Origin of the sequence: Microcella putealis, assembly GCF_004216575.1 — a bacterium.
Classification (GTDB): Bacteria; Actinomycetota; Actinomycetes; order Actinomycetales; family Microbacteriaceae; genus Microcella; species Microcella putealis.
On sequence record NZ_SGWW01000003.1, the window covers coordinates 119,900 to 141,435 of the forward strand.

The window sequence follows — 21,536 nt, forward strand, 5'->3', positions numbered from 1 at the left end:
TCCTAGCCTTCGGGGGTGAAGACGGCCACCTTCGCGGGTCGAACCAGCCGATCGCCGAGGGCGTAGCCGACCTCGATGACGTCGCCGACCACGTTCGCGGTGACGTCGGGCTTCGGCAGCTGCACGATCGCCTCGTGGAAGTTCGGGTCGAACGGCTCGCCCAACTCTCCGATGCGCCGCAGGCCGTACTTCTCGAAGCCGCCGCGCAGCTTCTGCGCCACCAGCTCGAGCGGGCTGCCCTCGAGGTCACCGTGCTGTTGGGCACGGTCGAGGTCGTCGATGGCGGGCAGCAGGCTGCGGATCACCTCGGCGATGACGGCCTCGCGGTTCGCGGCGCGGTCGCGCTCGACGCGGGTGCGGAAGTTCGCGAGCTCCGCCTCCGCGCGCGCGGCGCGGTCGCGGTACTCGGCGATCTCGGCCTGACCGGCCTCCGAGAGGATGTGGTCGATGTCAGCGTCGAGGCTGTTGCCCGACTCTGAGACCTCCACGTCGGCATCCTCGGCCGCGATCAGATCGTCGACCGTTTCCGCGTCGGTCGGGGCGCCATCCTCGGCGAGCGGAGTGGTGTCCTCGGGGACACCGGCCGCCTCACCGTGGTCGACACCCGTGTCGTCGGGCTCGCCGCCGTTCTTCTTGCGCTTTTTCGCCGACATCGGTCTACTTCTTGTCCTTGTCGTCTTCGTCGTCGACGATCTCGGCGTCGACCACGTCCTCGTCGTCCTTCGACGGCTCGGCGTTTTCGGATGCGCCCTCTGCGCCGGCAGCGTCGGCCTGCGACGCGGCGTAGATCGCCTCGCCCAGCTTCGTCTGCGAGGCGTTGAGCTTGTCGAAGGCGGTCTTCACGGCCTCGTCATCGTCACCGGCGAGCGCCGTCTTGAGCGCGTCGACGTCAGCCTGAACCTCGGTCTTCACGTCGTCGGGCAGCTTGTCCTCGTTCTCCTTGATGAGCTTGTCGATCGAGTAGGCGAGCTGTTCGGCGTTGTTGCGCACCTCGGCGGCCTCACGGCGCTTCTTGTCTTCCTCGGCGTGCTCTTCGGCCTCGCGCACCATGCGCTCGATGTCGTCCTTCGGCAGCGACGAGCCACCGGTGATCGTCATCGACTGCTCCTTGCCGGTGCCCTTGTCCTTCGCGCTCACGTGCACGATGCCGTTCGCGTCGATGTCGAAGGTGACCTCGATCTGCGGGATTCCGCGCGGCGCCGGCGCGATGCCGGTCAGCTCGAACGTGCCGAGGTTCTTGTTGTCGCGGGTGAACTCGCGCTCGCCCTGGAACACCTGAATCGCGACCGACGGCTGGTTGTCGTCGGCGGTCGTGAACGTCTCCGAGCGCTTCGTCGGAATCGCGGTGTTGCGCTCGATGAGCTTCGTCATGATGCCGCCCTTGGTCTCGATGCCGAGGCTCAAGGGGGTGACGTCGATGAGCAGCACGTCCTTGCGCTCACCCTTCAGCACGCCGGCCTGCAGGGCGGCCCCCACGGCGACGACCTCATCCGGGTTCACGCCCTTGTTGGGCTCCTGGCCGCCGGTGAGCTTCTTCACCATTTCGGCCACGGCGGGCATGCGGGTCGAGCCACCGACAAGCACGACGTGGGCGATGTCGCCAACCTTGACGCCGGCCTCGCGGATCACGTCTTCGAACGGCTTCTTGGTGCGCTCGAGCAGGTCGCTCGTGAGCTCTTCGAACTTGGCGCGGCTGAGCGTCTCGTCGAGGTTCGCCGGGCCGTTCTCGGTGAGCGAGAGGTACGGCAGCTGGATGCTCGTCGAGGTCGAGCTCGACAGCTCCTTCTTCGCCTGCTCGGCTGCCTCCTTGAGGCGTTGCTTGGCGATCTTGTCGCCCGAGACGTCGACGCCGGTCGAGTCCTTGAAGCGCTTGGCGAGGTAGTCGACGACGCGCTCGTCCCAGTCGTCACCGCCGAGGCGGTTGTCACCGGCGGTCGAGCGCACCTGGATGGTCGAGAAGTCGTCGTCCTTGCCCACCTCGAGCAGGCTGACGTCGAACGTGCCGCCACCGAGGTCGAAGACGAGGATCAGCTCGTCCTCCTTGCCCTTGTCGAGGCCGTAGGCGAGGGCGGCCGCGGTGGGCTCGTTGATGATGCGCAGCACGTTGAGGCCGGCGATCTCGCCGGCGTCCTTCGTGGCCTGACGCTCGGCGTCGTTGAAGTAGGCGGGAACGGTGATGACCGCGTCGGTGACGGGCTCGCCCAGGTACTGCTCGGCGTCGCGCTTCAGCTTCGCGAGAATACGCGCCGACAGCTCCTGCGGCGTGTACTTCTTGTCGTCGATTTCCTTCTTCCAGTCGGTGCCCATGTGGCGCTTGACGGAAGCGATGGTGCGGTCGACGTTCGTGACGGCCTGGCGCTTCGCAGTCTCGCCGACGAGCACCTCCCCGTCCTTCGTGAAGGCGACGACCGAGGGGGTCGTGCGGAAACCTTCTGCGTTGGCGATGACGGTGGGTTCGCCACCTTCGAGGACGGAGACGACGGAGTTGGTGGTTCCGAGGTCGATGCCGACGGCACGAGCCATGGTGGTGCTCCTTCTGGTTGTTCTGTCTGATCAGGGAGATCGAGATCGTGAAGCGTGTGATCGGGAAGATCGTGGGGCGCGAGTGATCCCAGGGTCGAGATCAAAGGTTGAGTCGCGCAATATCAAGTTTGAGATTCGGGATGCACGCTGTCAAGTTCGCGGGCCAAAACTTGCGTCACGCTGACTCAACTCTCAGCTATTCCGCTGGCGGTGGGCGCAACCCTAGACTCGGCCGCGACGGCGTGAGACCGCCAGGAAGCAGGCCGATGATGCCCTCCACCCCCACCGCATCTCCCGCCACCCCCGTCGCGCGCTCGCGTCGTACCGCCTGGCGCGGGCCACTGGCCATCGCGGGTGTCGCGCTCCTCGCTGTTGGCGCAGCCGGATGCACACCCACCGGCGAACTCGACGATGCGGCTCTGCAAGCGGCAGTCGAGGCCTATCTCGCCGAGAACCCGATCGCGGGCGAGGCCGGTGAGCCTGGCGCTGACGGAGCGGACGGGATTGACGGGGCCGACGGCGCCGACGGGGCCGATGGCGCGCCCGGCCCGCGGGGCCCGGCCGGCAGCGTGGGTGCGACCGGTGCGACCGGCCCGCAGGGTGCCACGGGCTCACCCGGACCGCGAGGTCCGCAGGGCGAAATGGGACCCCAGGGAGAAACCGGCCCGCAGGGCGAAGCTGGCCCGCAGGGTGAGGCAGGCCCTCAGGGCCCTCAAGGCGTCCCCGGCCCGCAGGGCCCTCAGGGCGAAATCGGGCCGCAAGGGCCCGCGGGCAGCGCGTGGGAGACGTACGTGAACACCGAGAGGCTTACCGGTGATGCGTGGCAGGGAGGCCAAGAGTTCCGGTACGAACTGAGCTGCAACGCGGGTGACCTCGCCCTGACCGGCGGGTGGGAGACGACCAGCGAGTCTCCGGCGACGGCGTTTTCAGTGACGCGTTCGCAGGTAGTCGCTGAGACGTTCACCGTCGGGTTCACGTCCACTTCAACCGTTTTCGGTGTGGTCACCACTGTCCGCGTGCTGTGTGCCGACCTCACTCCGTGACGCACGCGCGGCCCGTCGGCAACCCCGCGTTTACCGCGCGGCAGTAGCGTGAGCACATGAGCGAGAAGCCGCTCGACGATGGCGTCGAGAACTCCCACCCCGCTGCTCCCCCCACCGTGGCCCGCACGGGCGCCGTCGGCGTTGCGCCGACGGTCGGCGGCCCGGCCGACGCCCGCGTGCCCCGCCGCCAGGTCTGGTCGTGGGCCCTGTGGGACTGGGCGACGCAGCCGTTCAACACGGTCATCCTCACCTTCGTCTTCGCGTCGCTGTACCTGACGTCCGAGGCGTTCATCGACCCGCAAATCGTCGCGCTCGGTGAGGATGCGCCCGAGTTCCGTCGCGCGATCGACCAGCTGGCGGCCGACTACGGCGTCGCCACGCTCATCGCGGGCCTGCTCATCGCCGGTATCGCCCCCGTGCTCGGCCAGCGCTCCGACGCCGCCGGCAACCGCAAGCTCTGGCTCGGCATCGGCACCGGCCTCCTGATCGCCTGCACCGCTGGCCTCTTCTTCGTCGAGGCCATGCCCGCCTTCTTCTGGTGGGGCGCGATGCTCATCGCGGTCGGCTCGGTCTTCGGCGAGATCGCGGGCGTTAACTACAACGCCATGCTGCGTCAGGTGTCGACCCCGGCAACCATCGGGCGCATCAGCGGCCTCGGCTGGGGCTTCGGCTACCTCGGCGGCATCGTCGCGATGATCCTCGTGGTCGTCGCCCAGACGTTCGACTTCTTCGGCCTGCCGCTCGACAACGGCATGCCGTTCCGCGTGATCGCCCTCGGCTGCGCCCTCTGGACCCTGATCTTCGCGATCCCGATCTTCGTCACGGTGCCCGAGGCGCCGCCGGCTCCGGGGCGCGAGCGCGTCAACTTCTTCCGCTCCTACGTCGAACTGTTCCGCAGCGTGGTCGACCTGTTCCGCACCGCGCGCCAGACCTTCTGGTTCCTGCTCGCGGCGGCCGTCTACCGCGACGGGCTCGCCGGCGTGTTCACCTTCGGCGCGATCCTCGCCTCCGTGGCCTACGGCTTCAGCAACCAGGAGGTCATCATCTTCGGCATCGCGGCGAACCTCATCGCGGGCGTCTCGACGATCATCGCCGGCCGATTCGACGACCGCTTCGGCGCGCGGAAGGTCATCCTCTTCGCGCTTGCCGGACTCAGCGTTGCGGGCGTGCTCGTGTTCCTGCTCGAACCGGCCGGCGTGATCGTGTTCTGGGTGTTCGGCCTCGCGCTCACCGCGTTCGTCGGCCCCGTGCAGGCCTCGAGTCGCTCCCTGCTCGCCCGCGTCACGCCGGTCGGCCGCGAGGGTGAGATCTTCGGCCTCTACGCGACGACGGGCCGCGCGGCGAGCTTCCTCGCTCCGGCGGCGTGGGCCGGATTCATCGGCCTCGCTGCCGCGCTCGGCTCGACCAACGCCACGCTCTGGGGCGTGCTCGGCATCGTGCTCATCCTCATCGTCGGCTTCGTGCTCATGCTGTTCGTGCGGCCCGAAGCCCCGGCGGCGCACACCCCGCACGCGTAAGGCCAGCGATTCGGATGCGCGGGGCGCGTGACGAACGCGCGTCGCGCATCCAGGATTCGGGGCGCACAATATCGGCGTGACGATGTACCCGCCTGCGCCGGTCGACAAGCTCGACGAGGACAACCCGAACCGCCCCGGCTGGCAGCCCGACCCCGAGCGCGACGGCTGGGAGCGCTGGTGGGACGGTCAGCAGTTCACCCGCTGGACGCACAAGAGCCCGCGGCCCGGCGCCGCCTTCGACCCGAACTGGAAGCGGGCCTTCTGGCCCGGCCCCAACCTGGATGCGCGCATCGCCCGCTACGGGCTCGTCGCGACGCTCGTCACCTTCTTCGTGCAGGCGTGGATCACCACCGCCGAAGTGGTCGGGCTGGGCTTCGCCGACGTGCCGACCATCGTCGGCTCGATCGTGATCGCCTCGATCGCGGCCGTGGTGACGATCATCTTCGGCTACCGCGGCATGAAGCGCGCCGACCGGCTCGGCGGCCGGGCGTCGGCCGTGGCGGCACTCACGGTGGCGGTCGTGCTGGGAGCGACGCCGCTGTCGTTCCTGCTGGCGTACGCGCTGATGGGGTTCCAGCTGTACTGAGTGCGGTCTGTTGCGCTCAGAGTCGTCGTGCCAGGCTGAGCGCATGACTGACGCCTCCGCCGCCGCCTCACCCACGACCGCCGAGAAGGCCGCCGCCCTCGCGGCTCTGCACGTGTCCGGCAATCCGCTCATCGTCGTGAACGTGTGGGACGCGATGACCGCCCGCATCGTCGCCAAGACGCCGGGAGTGAAGGCCCTCGCGAGCGCCAGCCACTCGGTCGCGAACTCCCTCGGTGTGGAAGACGGCGAGGGCATGACCGTTGACATGGCACTCGACGCCGCCCGCCGCATCACGAGCGCGACCACGCTGCCCGTCAGCATCGACTTCGAGCGCGGCTACGCGGCCGACGCCGCGGGCGTGCGCGACAACATCGCTCGACTCATCGAGGCGGGCGCTGCCGGTCTCAACATCGAAGACTCGCTCGCCGGCGCCACGAGCGAGCGCCGCCCCCTCGCCGAGGCCGCCGAGCGCGTCGCCGCCGTTCGGGCGGCGGCCGACGCGGCGGGCGTGCCGCTCGCGATCAACGCCCGCACCGACACCCTCGCCGGCAGTCCCGACAATTGGGACGAGGCGATTGACCGCGCCAACGCTTACGTCGACGCGGGCGCCACGAGCATTTTCATGCTGGGCCTCCGCGACGAGCAGATGGTGGCTGACGCCGTTGCCGCCGTGCGCGCGCCGATTGCCGTGTTTGCGCATCCCGGCTACCTGCCGCTTGCCCGCCTTGCCGAGCTGGGCGTGGGGCGCGTGTCGTTCGGGCCGCAGATTCTCGGGCTCACGCTGAGCCACCTGGCCGACGCGGCCGCGCAGCTGACGGCGCGCGGCGAGTACCCGGCCGAGCTGTCGTATCGCTACGGCCTGTAATTCGGGGTTCGGCCAGCCTCGCGTCGCCGTCGGCGGGCACCCGGGCCGCGCTCGGGCGGCACCGCCACAATGGTCGGGTGACGAACGACCGATACCCGGGCACCCCCGGCGACGACCTCGACGAGCTCGACGACCCCAACGCACCCGGTTGGCAGCCCGACCCCGAGCGGCCCGGCTACGAGCGCTGGTACGACGGCCAGGCGCTGATCGGCCCGGCGAAGAAAGAGCCCGACCCGTTCTCGGCGTTTAGCCCGTCGGTCGCGCGCTCGCTGCGCCCCGGCCCCAATCGGGATGCGCGCATCGCCCGCTGGGGCATCCTCGCGACGCTCGCGGGGTTCGGTCTGCAGCAGGTGGTCGGCGGCGGCTTTCTCACCGGGCCCGGCGTCGAGCGGCTTGACCTGATCCTGATCGCGCTCGCCGTAGCCGCGGCGGCCGCCATCGCGACCGTCGTGTTCGCGCTGCGCGCCCTGAAGCGCGCGCCGAAGCTCGGCGGGCGCGGTATCGCCACCGTCGCGCTCGTCATCGCGCTGCTGCTGGGATTGGCACCGACGCTGCTGCTCATCGCGATCCTGATCGGCGGCGGGGTCTAGCGCCGCCCACGCGTCCGACAGTGCGTCGAGGCACCCCCGCAGCGGCCAGTCAGTGCACTCACACAGCGCCGCGTCAGCGCACCCGCACGACGGCGGCGCTCCACGCCGGCAGCGTGAGCGCAACGGGGCCCGGCTGATTCGGCGGCGCCATCCGGGTCTCGCCCGTCGTCGCCAGCAGGACACGCGCAGTGCGCTCGTTCGGCGTCTGCAGGTCAAACCTGGTCTCGGTCGCGAAGCTCACGAGTACGCTGACCAGCCCGCCGACGCCGTCGAACGCTCCCGCACCCCGATCGAGTCGGAACGACCCGAGCGGTTGCCCACCCCGGAGGTCGGCGACGGCCACAGCCGACGTGTGCGCGAACCGCGGGTCGGTGAGTTCGGGCGTTGCCCGCCGCAGGGCGATGAGTTCGCGGTGCAGGGTGAGCAGCCGCCGATGGCGGGCGGTGCCCTCGCGATCGGGCGCGAGCTCCGACCAGTCGAGCCGCGAGCGCGTGAACGTCTCGGGGTCTTGCGGGTTCGGCACGACCGACTCGTCCCAGCCCATCTTCACGAACTCGGCGAGCCGCCCCTCGGCGGTGGCCGTCCCGAGCTCGGGCTCGGGGTGCGAGGTGAAGAACTGCCAGGGCGTGTGCGCGCCCCACTCCTCGCCCATGAACAGCATCGGCGTCGAGGCCGAGGTGAGGTTCAGCACCGCGAGCACGGCGAGCTGCTCGTCGGTCAGGGTCTGCGACAGCCGGTCGCCGACCGCGCGGTTGCCGATTTGGTCGTGGTTCTGCGCGCAGGTGACGAGCCGCCAAAACGGCACCTCGGGCGGGATCGGCACCCCGTGGTCACGCTCGCGGAAGCTCGAGTACGTGCCGTCGTGGAAGAAGCCGCTCCCCGACGTCTTCGCAAGCGCACCCGGGTCGGCGAAGTCGGCGTAGTAGCCCGCCGTCTCACCCGAGACGGCGACGTGCATTGCGTGGTGATGGTCGTCGCTCCACTGCGCGGTGAGCCCGTAGCCGCCGGCCTCGCGCGGCAGGATCAGCCGCGGGTCGTTCATGTCGCTCTCGGCGATCAGCGACAGGGGGCGGCGCAGGTGCGCGCTCCGTGCATCCGTCTCGATGGCCATGGCCTCGAGAATGTGGTCGTCGGGGTCGTCGATCAGCGCGTGCACGGCGTCGAGCCGCAGCCCGTCGACGTGGAAGTCGTCGAACCACATCGCGAGGTTGTCGAGGATGAACCGGCGCACCTCAGCGGTATCAACCGCGACCGAGTCGCCCCACGTGTTCGCCGACCCGTCACGCAGGTACGGGCCGAAGCGCGGCAGGTAATTGCCCGACGGCCCCAGGTGGTTGTAGACGACGTCTTGCACGACGCCGAGACCGCGCGCGTGGCACGCGTCGACGAAGCGCCGGTAGGCGGCCGGCCCGCCGGAGCCCTCGTGCACGGTGTACCAGGCGACCCCGTCGTAGCCCCAGTTGTGGGTGCCGTTGAAGCCGTTGACGGGCAGCAGCTCGACGAGGTCAACGCCGAGTTCGACGAGGTGGTCGAGCCGACCGATCGCCGCGTCGAGGGTGCCCTCGGGCGTGAACGTGCCGAGGTGTAGCTCGTAGATGACGCTGCCGGCGAGCTGGCGGCCCGTCCAGTGCGCGTCGCGCCAGTTGTAGGCGGCCGGGTCGTCGACCGCGCTCAGGCCATGCACGCCGTCGGGCTGTCGGCGCGAGGCCGGGTCGGGCAGCGGAGTCTCGTCGCCGTCAAGCACAAAGCCGTAGCGGTCACCGACGCGCAGCGCCTGTTCGAGGGCGAACCAGCCGCCCGGCCGCGCATCCATCTCGATGCGCTCGGTCGCGCCGTCGCGCTCCCGATGCAGGCGAACGACGGAGCTCCAAGGCGCCCACACACGCACCGCGCGATCGCGGGCCCCCGCTCCGCCCGCCACGCCGTGCCAGCCGTCGGCCGTGGCCGCACTCATCGCTCCTCCTCCAGCAGCAGGGCCACCGGGTAGGGACGCAGCAGGTCGTCGAGCCGCAGCTCGCCGCCGTCGTAGCGGCGCCCGGTGAAGGCGTCGACGATGGGGCGGTGCGGCAGGACGATCACCGTGTCGCCGAAGCCGCCGCGGGCATCCAGCCCGACGGGCAGGCGCGTCGCGATCGCGACGGCGCCGCCGCGGTCGACGGCGATCGCGTGCCGGGCCGCTTCGCCGATGACGGGCAGCGGCGCGTAGCGGGTGAAGAGTTCGGGTCGGTCCCGCCGGGCACGGGCCGCACGGCTCGTGACGAGCAGCTTCGCGGCGCCCGCCTCATCGACGTCGGGCAGCCAGCCCTCATCGAGCCGGGCGAGCAGGGCGCGACGCTCGTCGTAGTCGACGGGGCGCCGGTTGTCGGGGTCGACGAGGCTCGTCTCCCACAGCTCGCTGCCCTGGTAGATGTCGGGCACGCCGGGGCCGGTCAGCTGCAGCAGCTTCGCGGCGAGGCCGTTCGACCAGCCCGCCTGCGCGACCGCGGCGACGAAGTCATCGACAAGGTCGGTGAGCTCTCCGCCGCCGAGCACGGTGTCGATGGCGGCGTGCATCCGCTCTTCGAACGCGGTGTTCGGCTCGGTCCAGGTGGTCGAGGTGCCCGCCTCGCGCGAGGCCTTCTCGGCGTAGGCGTGGGCGCGGTCGGCCTCGACGGGCCAGGCGCCGACGAGGCTCTCCCACAGGAGGTTCTCGAACGGGCCGTCACCGATGGGGGCGCCCTCGCGCAGCGCGGCGAGCACCGACGCCCACGCCTCGGGCACCTCCGACAGCACGTGGATGCGCGCGCGGGTGTCTTCGCCGCGCTTCGTGTCGTGCGTGCTGAGCGTCGTCAGCGACGCCGGGTAGGCCGCCTGACGCAGTGCCTGGCGGCGGTGAAACTCGTCGACGTCGACCGCGAACTCGCCCGGGTCGGCGCCCACCTCGGTGAGCGAGGCGAGCCGGCTGACCCGATAGAAGGCGGTGTCTTCGACGCCCTTCGCCATGATCATGCCGCTGGTCTGCTGGAAGCGCCGGGCGACCGGCTGGGCCGGGTCTGCGAGTAGGGGCTCGAGCGCCGTGATTGCCGCGTCGAGATCGGGGCGCGAGGCCCGCGCCGCCGCCACCGCCTCGGCCAGGTGCTCGGCACCGACCGGCAGGTACGAGCGGTAGACGGGGAAGCAGGCGAGCAATTCCGCGAGCGCGTCTGCCGCATCCTGAATCGGATGCTCGCCCTCGTCGGGCGCCGGCAGCTCGCGTTCCAGCCGCAGCACCTCGCTCTTCAGAATCGTGTCGGCCACGTGTCGCTTCGTGCGGCGAATGAGCGCGTGCCAGTCGAGCGGGTTGTCATCGCCGCGCAAGTGCGCGTCAAGCGAACCCAGTGCGGCGCGGCCGGCGGGGTCGACGAGCACGCGGTCGATCGAAGCCAGGGCGTCGTAGCCGGTCGTGCCGGCAGCCTGCCACGAGACGGGCAGCTGCTCGTCGCCCTCGAGAATCTTCTCGACCCACACGGGCGCGTGCTCGGTCGCCGCGGCCAACTGGTCGAGGTAGCCGCTCGGGTCGAGCAGGCCGTCGGGGTGGTCGACGCGGATGCCGTCGGCCAGCCCGTCGCGCACCCAGCGGATGATCTCGCGATGGCTCTCATCGAACACCGTCGGGTCTTCGACGCGGATCGCGGCGAGCGTGTTGACGGCGAAGAAGCGCCGGTAGTTCAGCTCGGCGTCGGCGCGGCGCCAGTGCATGAGTTCGTAGTGCTGCGCGTCGAGCACGGCCTGAATCACGGTGGGCGCGCTGGGGTCGCTGTCGGGCGTCGGCAGGGTTCCCTCGGCGAGCGGATACAGCGTCTCGTAGACGCGAACGGCGGGCCCCGGCTCTGCCTGCGAAGGGTCGCCGTCGGGCAGCAGCGTGACGTTGCCGTCAGCGATCACCCGCTCGAGCTCGTCGCCGAGCACCGGCAGCCGAACCCGGCCACCCCCGAAGGCCCAGTCGACGTCGAACCACGCGGCCGCCTCGCCCTCGGCTCCGTCGCGTAGCAGCAGCCACCACTGGCGGTTCTGCGCCGGATCGGCCACGCCGACGTGGTTCGGCACGATGTCAACGAGCACGCCGAGGTGTTCCGCGCGGGCGGCGTGCACGGCGCGCTCGAACGCCTCCGCTCCCCCGCGCTCGGCGTCGACGGTGCCGTGGTCGACGACGTCGTAGCCGTGCGTCGAGCCACGGGTCGCCTGCAGCAGCGGCGAGAGGTAGAGCCAGTCGGCCCCGAGCGCGCGCACGTAGTCGGCGAGCGCCGCCACCCGGTCGAGGTCGAAGTCGGCCGACACCTGCAGTCGGTAGGTCGAGGCGGGCAGGCGCGCAGAGCGCGCCGCCGCCGTCACAGCGCCCCCGACGCCGACGACGGGCTCACCGTGTCGATCGCGGCGGTCGCGAGCGATGCGGCGACCGCGTCATCGACGACCAGTTCCGGTTCGATCCACTCGCGCAAGACCACCAGGCTGATGGCCTCGAGCGGCATCGTCGCCCCGGCGTCGAGCACCGCGGCCTCGCCCGCGATACCGCTCGTGTCGATGAGCCGCTCCCAGCGCGTTCCGTAGTCCGACGACGGCAGCGTCACCTCAACCTGCTCGGTGTGGGCCGAGAAGTAGATCAGGAACGAGCGGTCGACGATGCGCTCGCCCCGTGCATCCCGTCCGCGAATGCCGCGCCCGTTCAGGTACGCGCCGATCGAGCGGCCGAAGCCCGACTCCCAGTCCTCCGGGTCCATGGCCGAGCCGTCGGGGCGCAGCCACGCGGCATCGGGCATGGGCTCGCCGGCCCCGCGACGCACCGGGCGCCCGTCGAAGAAGCGCGTGCGGCGGAAGGTGGGGTGTTCGCGCCTGAGTCGCGTGAGCGAGCCGACGAACTCGATGAGCGACGCATCCGCGTTCGCCCAGTCGATCCACGACAGGGCCGAGTCGTGCGCGTACACGTTGTTGTTGCCGCGCTGGGTGCGGCCGAGCTCGTCGCCGTGCGCGATCATCGGCACGCCCTGACTGAGCAAAAGAGTGGCCAAGAAGTTGCGCTGCTGGCGGGCACGCAGCGCGTTGATGATGGGGTTCGCGCTCGGCCCCTCCTCGCCCAGGTTGTACGAGCGGTTGTGGCTTTCGCCGTCGTTGTTGTTCTCGCCGTTCGCCTCGTTGTGCTTCTCGTTGTACGACACGAGGTCGCGCAGCGTGAACCCGTCGTGCGCGGTCACGAAGTTGATGCTCGCGACGGGGCGACGGCCTGAGTGCTCGTAGAGGTCGGCAGAGCCGGTGATGCGGCTCGCGAACTCGCCGAGCGTGCCGGTCTCGCCGCGCCAGAAGTCGCGCACCGTGTCGCGGTACTTGCCGTTCCACTCCGTCCACTGGGGCGGGAAGTTGCCGACCTGGTAGCCGCCCGGCCCGATGTCCCACGGCTCGGCGATGAGCTTCACCTGCGACACGATCGGGTCTTGCTGCACGAGGTCGAAGAACGCGCTCAGCCGGTCGACGTCGTAGAACTCGCGGGCAAGGGTGGCGGCGAGGTCGAAGCGGAACCCGTCGACGCGCATCTCAGTCACCCAGTAGCGCAGCGAGTCCATGATCAGCTGCAGCGAGTGCGGGTGGCGCACGTTCAGGCTGTTGCCGGTGCCCGTGTAGTCCATGTAGTGCTGCTCGTCGCCCTCGACCAGTCGGTAGTAGGCGGCGTTATCGATGCCTTTGAAGCTCAGAATCGGGCCCATGTGGTTGCCCTCGGCGGTGTGGTTGTAGACCACGTCGAGAATCACCTCGATGCCGGCGGCGTGCAGCGCCTTCACCATCGACTTGAACTCTTGTACCTGCTGGCCGCGGTCACCGACTGACGAGTAGTCGTTGTGCGGCGCGAGAAAGCCGATGGTGTTGTAGCCCCAGTAGTTGCGCTTGCCCTGGTCGACGAGGTGCTTGTCGTGCACGAACTGGTGCACCGGCATGAGTTCGATGGCGGTCACGCCCATCTTTTTCAGGTGCTCGATGGTGACCGGATGCGCGATCGCGGCATACGTGCCCCGAATCGCTTCCGGAATGTCGGGGTGGGTCATCGTGAGGCCCTTGACGTGGGCCTCGTAGATCACGCTCTCGGCGTACGGGGTGCGCGGGTGGCGGTCGCCGGCCCAGTCGAAGAACGGGTTGACGACGACGCCGAGCATGGCGTGCGGGCCCGAGTCGTCATGATTTGCGGCGGCGGGGTCGCTGAAGCGATACGGGAAGAGCGACTCGTCCCAGTCGATTTCGCCGTGGACGGCCTTGGCGTACGGGTCGAGCAGTAGCTTGTTGGGGTTGCAGCGCAGGCCCTTCTCGGGCTCGTACTGGCCGTGCACGCGGTAGCCGTACAGCTGCCCGGGCTGCACGCTCGGCAGGTAGGCGTGCCAGACGAAGGCGTCGACCTCGATCAGGTCGACGCGGGTTTCGACACGGCTGCCGTCGGCGGCCTCGTCGATCAGGCAGAGCTCGACGCGGTCGGCGACCTCGCTGAAGAGCGCAAAGTTGGTGCCGGTGCCGTCGAACGTGGCACCGAGGGGGTAGGGGCTTCCGGGCCAGGTCTGCATGCGGGGGCTCCTCGCTGGTGGTGGTGAGCACCAGGCTATGGGGTCGCCCGAGGCGTCAGACCCCCAAGACCCAGGCGATCATCAGCATTGTGACGATCGCTCCGGCGATGAAGTTCAGCAGCAGGAAGCGTTTCCAGCCGCGGTTGGCGTCTTCCGCGTTCTCGTCGGTGACGTTCCACCACTGCGCGGTCGAGATCGCATAGGGCAGGGCGGCGAGCGCGGCGAGCGGCCCCGGCCAGTCGGTGCCGATCAGCAGCAAGCCCGCCAGAACGTAGGCAACCACGGCGAGGCGAGTCGTGGCTCGGGCGCCAATGACGGTCGCGATCGAGGCGAGCCCGCCTTCGCGGTCGGCGATGACATCCTGCACGGCGCCGAAGGCGTGGCTCGCGATGCCCCACAAGAAGAACGACACGAGAATGAGCCAGAGGGCCGGCGTGAACTCGGCGCCCGCCAGCACGAGCCCGTACACGGCAGGGCTCACGAAGTGCGTGCTCGAGGTGATCGAGTCGAGCACCGGCTTCTCTTTGAAGCGCAGCCCCTTCATCGAGTAGGCGATGACCGCGAAGACGCTGACGGCAAGCACGAGCCAACTGAGCGGGTCGCCGATCGCCACGAGGTAGACGAGGAACGGCACGTTCGTGACGAGCGCCGCGATGAGCGTGGTGCGGTGCAGCGAAGTGTCGAGCAGGGCACCCTCGACGCCGCCCTTGCGCGGGTTGCGCAGGTCGGACTCATAGTCGTACACGTCGTTGATGCCGTACATCGCGAGGTTGTACGGAATCAGAAAGTAGATCGTGCCGATCACGAGCGCCAGGTCGATCTCGCGCGTCGTGAGCAGGTAGGCCGCCGCGAAGGGGAAGGCCGTGTTGATCCAGCTGAGCGGGCGCGAACTGAGGGTCAGTTGCCCGAGCGTGTTCACGAGTCCTTATTCTGCCCGGAGCCGGAGCCGTCCACCGTCGCCGCGCGCGCATCCGTCGCCGGCGACGCCGTCGCGCCGCCCGCGCGAGCGTGGCGTTTCGGCAACAGCTCCCACACGGCGGGCAGCAGCACGAGCGCCGCCACCGTGTACGCGAAGTCTTCGATGGGGGCGACGCCAATGCGGATTCCCGAGATCAGCGAATCGTCGTAGGCGACGAGGCCGGTGCCAATGATGACGTTGTCGAAGATCGCGGTCAGGGCGAGCATCAGGATGCTCGCGAGGCCGACCGCGCGCCAATTCGGTGAGCGTCGCGCGAGTACCGCGGCCACGCCGACGAGCGCGACGACGGCCAAGAAGACGATGTTCAAGAGCGTGTACGTCACGAGGCCACCGCCTCGCCGCGCGCCGCGCGACGCCAGCGCCCGCCGAGCCAGTCGCTCGCCGCAACGTACGCGTTCATCGTGTTGTAGCAGAGCAGCGTCAGGAAGAAGACCTCTTCGATGGGCAGCTCGGGGCCCACGAGCACGCCCGTCATGAAGTTCGTCACACCGCGGAAGAAGATGCCGAGGTGGATTCCGAAGACGTCCCACACGAGGAAGAACGCGACCCCCAGGGGCAGCACGATCGCGGCGCGCCGCCAGTCGCGCCAGAAGAACAGCCCGAAGCGTCGATCGATCATGACCATGCCCGTGATCGAGATCACGAGCGCAATCAGGTAGCTGAAGCCGATCATGATGAGGCGGCTAGACGCGGGCGACCGTCGGCACGAGGGGCTCGGGCAGGGGCTCGGTCGAGGTGTCGCCGCGCAGGCGCTTCACCAGCACCTCGGCGCTGATGAGGCACATGGGCAGACCAATGCCGGGAATCGTCGAGTAGCCCGCGTAGTAGAGCCCGCGCACCTTCTTCGACACGTTGCCAGCCCGGAAGAACGCCGACTGCTTCAGCACGTGCGCGGGCCCGAGCGCCGTGCCGCGCCACGCGTTGACGTCTTCGGCGAAGTTGCCGGGGCCGTAGGTGCGACGCACGACAATGCGATCGGCCAGGTCGGGAATGCCCGCCCACTCGCTGATCTGCTCGATGATGCGGTCGGCGTAGGTCTCGAGCGGGGTGTCGCCGTCGCCGTCGACGTCGCCGCGGCCGAACGACAGATCGGCCGGCGCCGGAACAAGCACGAACACGTTCTCGTGCCCCTCGGGCGCAACCGACGGATCGACGCCCGACGGCTTGCAGATGTAGAGCGACGCGGGGTCGGGCCACGACGGGCTCTCGCCGAAGATCTTCTCGAAGTTCTCGCGCCAGTCAGCGGCGAACAGCAGGGTGTGGTGCTCAAGCTGCGGCAGCTCACCCTCGATGCCGAGGTACATGAGCAGCGCGCTCGGCCCGGCCGTCGCTTTCTGCCAGTACGACTCGGGGTAGGTCTGGCGCTCGACCGGCAGCATCGTCGTCTCGACGTGGTGCAGGTCGGCCGCGGCGACGACGATGTCGGCGTCGAGCCGTTCGCCGTCCTCGAGGACGACGCCCCGAGCATCCCCCGTTGCCTCATCGATCAGGATGCGCGAGACGGGCGCATTCAGCCGCAGCGTCGCGCCCTGCTCCTCCGCGACGGCGGCGACGCGCTCGATGAGCTTCGCAAAGCCGCCCATCGGGTAGAGCACGCCGTCAGAGAGGTCGAGGTGCGACATCAGGTGATACATCGCCGGAGTCAGGAACGGCGACGAGCCGAGGAAAACCGCCGGGTAGCCGAGAATCTGGCGCAGCCGCAGGTCGCGGAAGCGCGCGCCGACGAAACTGTCGAGGTTCTGGACGAGCAGCTTCACGAGCTTTCCCGCGCGCTTCAGCACGTCGCCGCGCATGATCGGGCCGAGCGACTCGAAGCTCGTGTAGAGGAACCGCTTCTTCGCCATGACGTAGGTGTCTTCGGCCGAGTCGAGGTAGCGCTCGAGCTTCGCGCCCGCGCCCGTCTCGATCGACTCGAACAGCGCCACGTTGTCGTCGCGGTTCGCGGCGATGTCGGTGGGCCGGTCGAAGCCCTCGGTGATGACCCGGTAGCCGGGGTCGAGCTGAATCAGCTCGAGCTGCTCGGCGGTCGAGGTGCCGCACAGCTTGAAGAAGTGGTCGAACACCTCGGGCATGAGATACCAGCTGGGCCCGGTGTCGAAGCGGAAGCCGTCGACCGACCACGAGCCGGCGCGACCGCCGAACTGGTCGCGCTTTTCGACGAGGGTGACGTCGTGGCCGTCGCGGGCGAGCAGCGCGGCCGACGACAGGCCGGCGATGCCGCCGCCGATCACAATGACGCGGCTCATGCGGACGCTCCGATCGCGTTCGCTGCGACCGGTCGCGGCGCGCGTGGGGTGCGCCCCGCAGCCGCTTCGGCGAGCAGGCGCGCCTTCACGGCGGTGGGCACGCTGATGCGTGCGCGGATGAGGGTGTCGGCGGGCGTCTTGCGGATGCGCGTGGCGAGTTCCTGAAAGAGGCTTTGGGCGAGCGCGACCGCGCGCCGGCTGCCGGCGGGGAGGTCGGGAATCACGGCGGCCGAAACCCGCAGGTCGGCATCGATGTCGTCGAGCAAGCGGTGCTTCTCCTGTTCCGTGAACTGGTCGACGCGGACTCCGGGGAAGTAACTGCGCCCGAGCGTCTCGACGTCGGCCGCGAGATCACGCAGGAAGTTGACCTTCTGGAAGGCGGCGCCGAGGGCGCGAGCTCCGCGCACCATGCGCTCATTCTGCTGGTCGCTGATCGGCTGATCCTGAAGGAATGCCCGCAGACACATGAGGCCCACGACCTCGGCCGAGCCGTAGACGTAGAGCTCGAAGCTTTCTTGGTCGTGCTCGGTGTCGGTCAGGTCCATGCGCATCGAGTGGAAGAACGGCGCGGTGAGCTCTTCTCCGAAGCCCACCTCGCGTGCCGTGCGGGCGAAGGCGTGCACGACGAGGTTCGTCGAGTAGCCGGTCGCCATGGCGCGGTGGGTCTCGGCCTCGAACTCGTCGAGGTAGGTGCCGGCGGCAGACGAGTCCAGGCCTGCCTCGGCGACACCGCCATCGACGATTTCGTCGGCGACCCGCACGAGCGCGTAAATGTTTTCGACGTGTTGGCGCACGCGCGGTTCGAGCAGCTTCGACGCGAGCGCGAACGACGTCGAGTAGCGGCGGATCACCCGCCCGGCGATTTCGTCGGCGACACGGTCGTACAGGCTGAGGCGCGTGAGCGTCATCGGGGGGTCACTTCACTCGGTCGAGCACCTCGGTGGCCACCGGGTGCAGTTCGTCGCGCAGGGCGGCGGGAATGTGCGGTTCGGCGAGGCGCGAGAGCGCGCGCTGGGCGTAGTCGCGGGCGAGATTCTCGGCGAAGGCGCGGGCACCGCACACCGCCAGCAGCTCGCGGGCTTCTTCGGCCTCGGTCTCGTCAAGGTCGTGCTTGCCGATCAACTCGCCGAGGCGTGCCCATGCCGGCGTCGAGCTGGCGAACGCGACCATGACCGTGCGCTTGCCCTCGCGGAGGTCACCGATCGTGGTCTTGCCGGTCGCCCCCCACTCGCCAAAGACTCCGAGCACGTCGTCGATGACCTGGTAGGCGATGCCGATCTCGCGACCGAAGTCGCCCAGCGTCTCGACGGCCTTGTCGGATGCGCCGGCGAGGATCGCCCCGGCCTGCAACGGCGTCTCAAACGAGTAGACCGCCGTCTTCAAGCGCTCCATCGTGAGGATGTCGTCGACGAGCGGCATCTCGGGCTCGATCGAAAAGTCGACGTCGATGAGCTCGCCCGCGGCCGAGGCGAACATCGCCTCGTCGAGCACGTCGGCGAGGCGGTCGCGCACCTCGGCGCTCGCGCCCGAGCGGTCGAGCAGACGGTACGAGTTGAACAGCGCCAGGTCGCCCGCGATGACGGCGGCCGAGACCCCGCGGTGCTCGGCGATTTCTTCAGGGGCTCCGAGCGTGACGGCGTGGTCGCGGTAGGAGCCTGAGATGTTCGGAATGCCCCGGCGCACAAAGTCGCGGTCGATGACGTCGTCGTGCACGATCAGCGCCGTGTGCAGCAGCTCAAACGCGGCGCCCACGTAGGCCGCGGCATCGAGATCGCGCCCGCCCAGCCCGCAGTAGGCCGCCATCACCATGCGGGGGCGGAATCGCTTGCCCCCCTGCGTGTTGCGCTCGAGTAGGCCCCACAGGTGCAGATAGTGCTGGCCCAGGGGTTCTGCACGCTTCTTGGATAGGGTGAAGAAGCGCTCCAGCACAGCGTCGACGAGGGCCGCCCGCTCCTGGGCGATGTCCACTGCGTCGTGTCGTTTCACCCCAGCAGACTAGCGCGGCACCATGACCGAAACCCCCGAACTCGTCGTCCTTCTCGCCGACGACGGAACCCCCGTCGGCACCGCCGAAAAGGCGACCGTGCACACCCACGAGACCCCGCTGCACCAGGCGTTTTCGTGCCACGTGTTCGACGAGCACGGCCGCGTACTGGTCACCCGCCGGGCGCTGGGCAAGAAGACCTGGCCGGGTGTGTGGACGAACAGCTTCTGCGGGCACCCCGCTCCGGGCGAAGACCTGGCCGAGGCGATCGCCCGCCGCGCCGAGCGCGAGCTCGGGCTGACCCTCACCGAGGTGCGGGTCGCCCTGCCCGACTTCCGGTATCGCGCGATCGACGCCTCAGGTGTCGTCGAGAACGAGATCTGCCCGGTATTCACCGCGCGTGCCACGAGCGATCCGCGCCCGGCGGCCGATGAGGTCGCCGAGTGGGCATGGGTCGACCCGGCAGCGCTCAAGGGCGCTGTCGAGGCGACGCCGTTCGCCTACTCACCCTGGATCGGCTGGCAGCTCGCCGCGTGGCAAGGCTCCTACGCGCCCGTCTCCTGACTCTGCACGGGAATAGCTCCCGTCAGCGGGTGCTCGTCGGGCGCGACGCGGGGCAAGCGCACCACCGCGGTCGTGCCCGACTGGCCGTCTGACTCGAGCCGCACCTCGCCGCCGAGCCGCCTCTCGATGAGCGCCTTGACGATCGGTAGCCCGAGGCCCGTGCCCGGCACATCTCGGTGTGCTGTGTCGGCGACGCGGTAGAAGCGCTCCCACACCCGCTCGATCTCGCTCGGGGGGATTCCCGGGCCCTGGTCGCCGATACGCAGCTCGAGCCCATTGGCGTACTCGGCGACACTCACGGTGATGGTGCCGCCGACCGGCGAAAACTTCACCGCGTTCGACAGCAGGTTCGAGATGACGCGCTCGAGATCGAGAGCGGTCGTCGTGATCACGCGCGGCGCATCCGTGAAGTCCTTGACGATCGTGAGCGCCTTCGCGGGCGCGAGCCCCGCGGCGTCATCGCACGCCATGCAGACCAGTTCCGAGACGTTGACGGGTTCGGCGGGTCGGCGCTGCGGCGCGACAGTGGTCAGGCGGCTGAGCTCGAGTACGTCGTCAATGACCGCCGCGAGGCGGCGGGCGTTGCGGTCGATGATCGCCGCTGCCTGACGTTCGGCATCGGGCAGGGCGCTGTCAGCGAGCTCCTCAACGAAGCCCAGAATTGCCGTGACGGGGGTGCGCAACTCGTGGCTGACCGAGGCGATGAATGCGTCCTTTTGGCGGTTGAGGTCGCGCAGCTGTTCGGCCGTCTCCAACGCCTCGCGCTCGCGGGCGTCGCGCGCAGTCACGTCAATCAACACGATCGTCAAGATTTCGGTGCCGGTGGGGCCCGTGTGCACCGTGACATCGGCCTCGAATTGGCCCCGGTCACCCAGATTGAGGTCAATGCGGCCCGATTCGGATTCTCGGATCGCCTCGTCGAGAGCAGGAGGGCCCAGCACGGGTCCGGTTCCGCGGAGCCGGCGTCGATCACCCCGCTGCGGCACACTGTCGCCGAGTGCGCGTTCGGCGGCCGGAGTGACCTCGAGTACGCGCAGGGTGTCGCCGCGAACGATTTCGGCGATCACGAGGCCGGTGTCGATGTTGAGCAGGCCGCTGCGCAGCACCGTCTCGCGCGCCGCCAACTCGGCCGCGGCAGCGCCCCAATCGGCCCGGGCCGCGGCAACCAGGATGCTCGCGCACGCGTGCACGATCAGGGACAGCTGCACGATCATGACGTCGAGACGCGGTTCGCCCGGCACGAGCTCGGCATACGATCCCCAGCCGTAGGCGGTGACCGTGGTCGCCACGATGCCCAGCATCCCGAGTTGAATCGCGACCTGGCCGATCGGCATGCGGAACGCCGCCCACAACAGCACGGCGATCGTCGTGAAGCCCAAAGGAACAGGGTTGCCCGGCCAGTACGCAGCGAACAGCACGCCGACGAACACCACCGACAGCAACACGGCCTCGAAGGGGCGGCCGACTGCGCGCCAGCGCCAATCGACGAGCGTGATCGGGGTCAGCACGAGAAGAGCGCTCGCGTGCGAGGGGTACAGGGCGAACACCGTCGCGACGGGGTCAGCGCCAGCGAACATCCAGGCGGTTGCCGCGCCCACGATCGTGACGACCAGGGCACCCACTGCGACCGCGAGGATGAAGCGACCCGCCGAGCGGACGGACCGAATCGTCGCGTAGCGACCGCCGGCCGTGGCGATCCACCCCACGGCCAAGGCCGTGCCCGCGTTCGCGAGGGCGTAGCCGAGATCAAGCGACACCGGCCTGCCGACGGCGAAGTTGGCGAGAAATACCGCGATGAAAATGCCGACGGTCACGAGCATCCGACGGCGGGCCATGATCACGGCCGCGGCACCCAGCGCGGCGGCGGGCCACCAGTACGCGACGACGGCGTTCGGCGGCCGGAACTCGATCGACCACCAACTGACGAGGCCGACAGCGACGATCAGGGCGACGACAACCGTCGCGTGCACCCGGCGGGGGGCGTCATGGACGCGGGCCGCGAGGTCAGAGCGGGCCATGGTGACTCAATTCGTGACAGGGGTTCACTCCTAGTGGAGTGTCCTGATCGTAATCCCCCCGGGG

18 protein-coding genes are annotated in these 21,536 nt (G+C 69.4%); 6 read left to right on the forward strand and 12 right to left on the reverse strand.

Going from position 1 to position 21,536, the window contains the following annotated elements; translation table 11 throughout:
- Nucleotides 1-2: 2 nt before the first annotated feature.
- Together EV141_RS08030 and dnaK are read right to left on the reverse strand one after the other, a co-directional pair.
- Nucleotides 3-653: a nucleotide exchange factor GrpE gene (locus EV141_RS08030; protein WP_130485458.1), complete on the reverse strand. Its 651-nt coding sequence runs from the start codon at nt 651-653 to the stop codon at nt 3-5.
- Nucleotides 654-657: 4 nt separating this feature from the next.
- On the reverse strand, nt 658-2,523 hold the full coding sequence (dnaK, locus tag EV141_RS08035; protein WP_130485459.1) for a molecular chaperone DnaK: 1,866 nt from the start codon (nt 2,521-2,523) through the stop codon (nt 658-660).
- Nucleotides 2,524-2,792: 269 nt separating this feature from the next.
- On the opposite strand from dnaK, the gene EV141_RS12500 reads away from it, so the two are divergent.
- The 5 genes from EV141_RS12500 to EV141_RS08060 all read left to right on the forward strand — a co-directional run bounded on the left by EV141_RS12500 (nt 2,793) and on the right by EV141_RS08060 (nt 7,124).
- On the forward strand, nt 2,793-3,566 hold the full coding sequence (locus tag EV141_RS12500; protein WP_221625041.1) for a collagen-like protein: 774 nt from the start codon (nt 2,793-2,795) through the stop codon (nt 3,564-3,566).
- A gap of 56 nt (nt 3,567-3,622) precedes the next feature.
- The gene (locus EV141_RS08045) at nt 3,623-5,083 is read left to right on the forward strand and encodes an MFS transporter (RefSeq protein ID WP_130485461.1); all 1,461 of its coding nucleotides are present in this window, start codon (nt 3,623-3,625) and stop codon (nt 5,081-5,083) included.
- A gap of 76 nt (nt 5,084-5,159) precedes the next feature.
- Nucleotides 5,160-5,669: a DUF2510 domain-containing protein gene (locus EV141_RS08050; RefSeq protein ID WP_198675526.1), complete on the forward strand. Its 510-nt coding sequence runs from the start codon at nt 5,160-5,162 to the stop codon at nt 5,667-5,669.
- A 43-nt stretch (nt 5,670-5,712) separates the two neighbouring features.
- Complete coding sequence (locus EV141_RS08055) at nt 5,713-6,534, forward strand: isocitrate lyase/PEP mutase family protein (RefSeq protein ID WP_130485462.1); 822 nt, start codon at nt 5,713-5,715, stop codon at nt 6,532-6,534.
- 77 nt (nt 6,535-6,611) lie between these two features.
- Nucleotides 6,612-7,124 (forward strand): DUF2510 domain-containing protein, encoded by a 513-nt coding sequence (locus EV141_RS08060; RefSeq protein ID WP_130485463.1) that lies wholly within the window; start codon nt 6,612-6,614, stop codon nt 7,122-7,124.
- Between the two features lie 73 nt (nt 7,125-7,197).
- On the opposite strand, the gene treZ is transcribed toward EV141_RS08060, so the two are convergent.
- The 9 genes from treZ to EV141_RS08100 are packed head-to-tail and all read right to left on the reverse strand — an operon-like array spanning nt 7,198 to nt 18,892.
- Nucleotides 7,198-9,078 carry a malto-oligosyltrehalose trehalohydrolase gene (treZ, locus tag EV141_RS08065; protein ID WP_130485464.1) on the reverse strand — a complete coding sequence of 627 codons (1,881 nt, stop codon included), beginning with the start codon at nt 9,076-9,078 and terminating at the stop codon, nt 7,198-7,200.
- The gene (gene treY / locus EV141_RS08070) at nt 9,075-11,474 is read right to left on the reverse strand and encodes a malto-oligosyltrehalose synthase (RefSeq protein ID WP_130485465.1); all 2,400 of its coding nucleotides are present in this window, start codon (nt 11,472-11,474) and stop codon (nt 9,075-9,077) included. The genes treZ and treY overlap by 4 nt, the downstream gene beginning before the upstream one ends.
- Nucleotides 11,471-13,681: a glycogen debranching protein GlgX gene (gene glgX / locus EV141_RS08075; protein WP_130485466.1), complete on the reverse strand. Its 2,211-nt coding sequence runs from the start codon at nt 13,679-13,681 to the stop codon at nt 11,471-11,473. The genes treY and glgX overlap by 4 nt, the downstream gene beginning before the upstream one ends.
- Before the next feature lie 55 nt (nt 13,682-13,736).
- Nucleotides 13,737-14,600, reverse strand: a complete 864-nt coding sequence (locus EV141_RS08080; protein WP_130485467.1) for a prenyltransferase — start codon at nt 14,598-14,600, stop codon at nt 13,737-13,739.
- The gene (locus tag EV141_RS08085) at nt 14,597-14,983 is read right to left on the reverse strand and encodes a lycopene cyclase domain-containing protein (RefSeq protein ID WP_130485468.1); all 387 of its coding nucleotides are present in this window, start codon (nt 14,981-14,983) and stop codon (nt 14,597-14,599) included. The genes EV141_RS08080 and EV141_RS08085 overlap by 4 nt, the downstream gene beginning before the upstream one ends.
- Nucleotides 14,980-15,333, reverse strand: coding sequence for a lycopene cyclase domain-containing protein (locus tag EV141_RS08090; RefSeq protein WP_185740148.1), 354 nt, complete (start codon nt 15,331-15,333; stop codon nt 14,980-14,982). Before EV141_RS08090 ends, EV141_RS08085 begins: the two co-directional genes overlap by 4 nt.
- Before the next feature lie 10 nt (nt 15,334-15,343).
- Entirely contained in the window at nt 15,344-16,906 is a 1,563-nt protein-coding gene (crtI, locus tag EV141_RS12360; protein ID WP_185740147.1) for a phytoene desaturase family protein, read from the reverse strand.
- Nucleotides 16,903-17,814, reverse strand: a complete 912-nt coding sequence (locus tag EV141_RS12365; RefSeq protein ID WP_185740146.1) for a phytoene/squalene synthase family protein — start codon at nt 17,812-17,814, stop codon at nt 16,903-16,905. Before EV141_RS12365 ends, crtI begins: the two co-directional genes overlap by 4 nt.
- 7 nt (nt 17,815-17,821) lie before the next feature.
- On the reverse strand, nt 17,822-18,892 hold the full coding sequence (locus EV141_RS08100) for a polyprenyl synthetase family protein (RefSeq protein WP_241969176.1): 1,071 nt from the start codon (nt 18,890-18,892) through the stop codon (nt 17,822-17,824).
- 22 nt (nt 18,893-18,914) lie between these two features.
- Here EV141_RS08100 and idi point away from each other — a divergent pair, with 22 nt between their 5' ends.
- Nucleotides 18,915-19,454, forward strand: a complete 540-nt coding sequence (idi, locus tag EV141_RS08105) for an isopentenyl-diphosphate Delta-isomerase (RefSeq protein ID WP_130485469.1) — start codon at nt 18,915-18,917, stop codon at nt 19,452-19,454.
- Here idi and EV141_RS08110 read toward each other — a convergent pair.
- Nucleotides 19,436-21,472: a sensor histidine kinase gene (locus EV141_RS08110; protein ID WP_130485470.1), complete on the reverse strand. Its 2,037-nt coding sequence runs from the start codon at nt 21,470-21,472 to the stop codon at nt 19,436-19,438. The genes idi and EV141_RS08110 overlap by 19 nt on opposite strands.
- Nucleotides 21,473-21,536 lie beyond the last annotated feature (64 nt).

Excerpts from the sequence above, each read along its gene's own strand:
- EV141_RS08030 (WP_130485458.1), bottom strand. The coding sequence starts at position 653 with ATGTCGGCGAAAAAGCGCAAGAAGAACGGCGGCGAGCCCGACGACACG.
- dnaK (WP_130485459.1), bottom strand. The coding sequence starts at position 2,523 with ATGGCTCGTGCCGTCGGCATCGACCTCGGAACCACCAACTCCGTCGTC.
- EV141_RS12500 (WP_221625041.1), top strand. The coding sequence starts at position 2,793 with ATGCCCTCCACCCCCACCGCATCTCCCGCCACCCCCGTCGCGCGCTCG.
- EV141_RS08045 (WP_130485461.1), top strand. The coding sequence starts at position 3,623 with ATGAGCGAGAAGCCGCTCGACGATGGCGTCGAGAACTCCCACCCCGCT.
- EV141_RS08055 (WP_130485462.1), top strand. The coding sequence starts at position 5,713 with ATGACTGACGCCTCCGCCGCCGCCTCACCCACGACCGCCGAGAAGGCC.
- treZ (WP_130485464.1), bottom strand. The coding sequence starts at position 9,078 with ATGAGTGCGGCCACGGCCGACGGCTGGCACGGCGTGGCGGGCGGAGCG.
- glgX (WP_130485466.1), bottom strand. The coding sequence starts at position 13,681 with ATGCAGACCTGGCCCGGAAGCCCCTACCCCCTCGGTGCCACGTTCGAC.
- EV141_RS08090 (WP_185740148.1), bottom strand. The coding sequence starts at position 15,333 with ATGATCGGCTTCAGCTACCTGATTGCGCTCGTGATCTCGATCACGGGC.
- crtI (WP_185740147.1), bottom strand. The coding sequence starts at position 16,906 with ATGAGCCGCGTCATTGTGATCGGCGGCGGCATCGCCGGCCTGTCGTCG.
- EV141_RS12365 (WP_185740146.1), bottom strand. The coding sequence starts at position 17,814 with ATGACGCTCACGCGCCTCAGCCTGTACGACCGTGTCGCCGACGAAATC.
- idi (WP_130485469.1), top strand. The coding sequence starts at position 18,915 with ATGACCGAAACCCCCGAACTCGTCGTCCTTCTCGCCGACGACGGAACC.
- EV141_RS08110 (WP_130485470.1), bottom strand. The coding sequence starts at position 21,472 with ATGGCCCGCTCTGACCTCGCGGCCCGCGTCCATGACGCCCCCCGCCGG.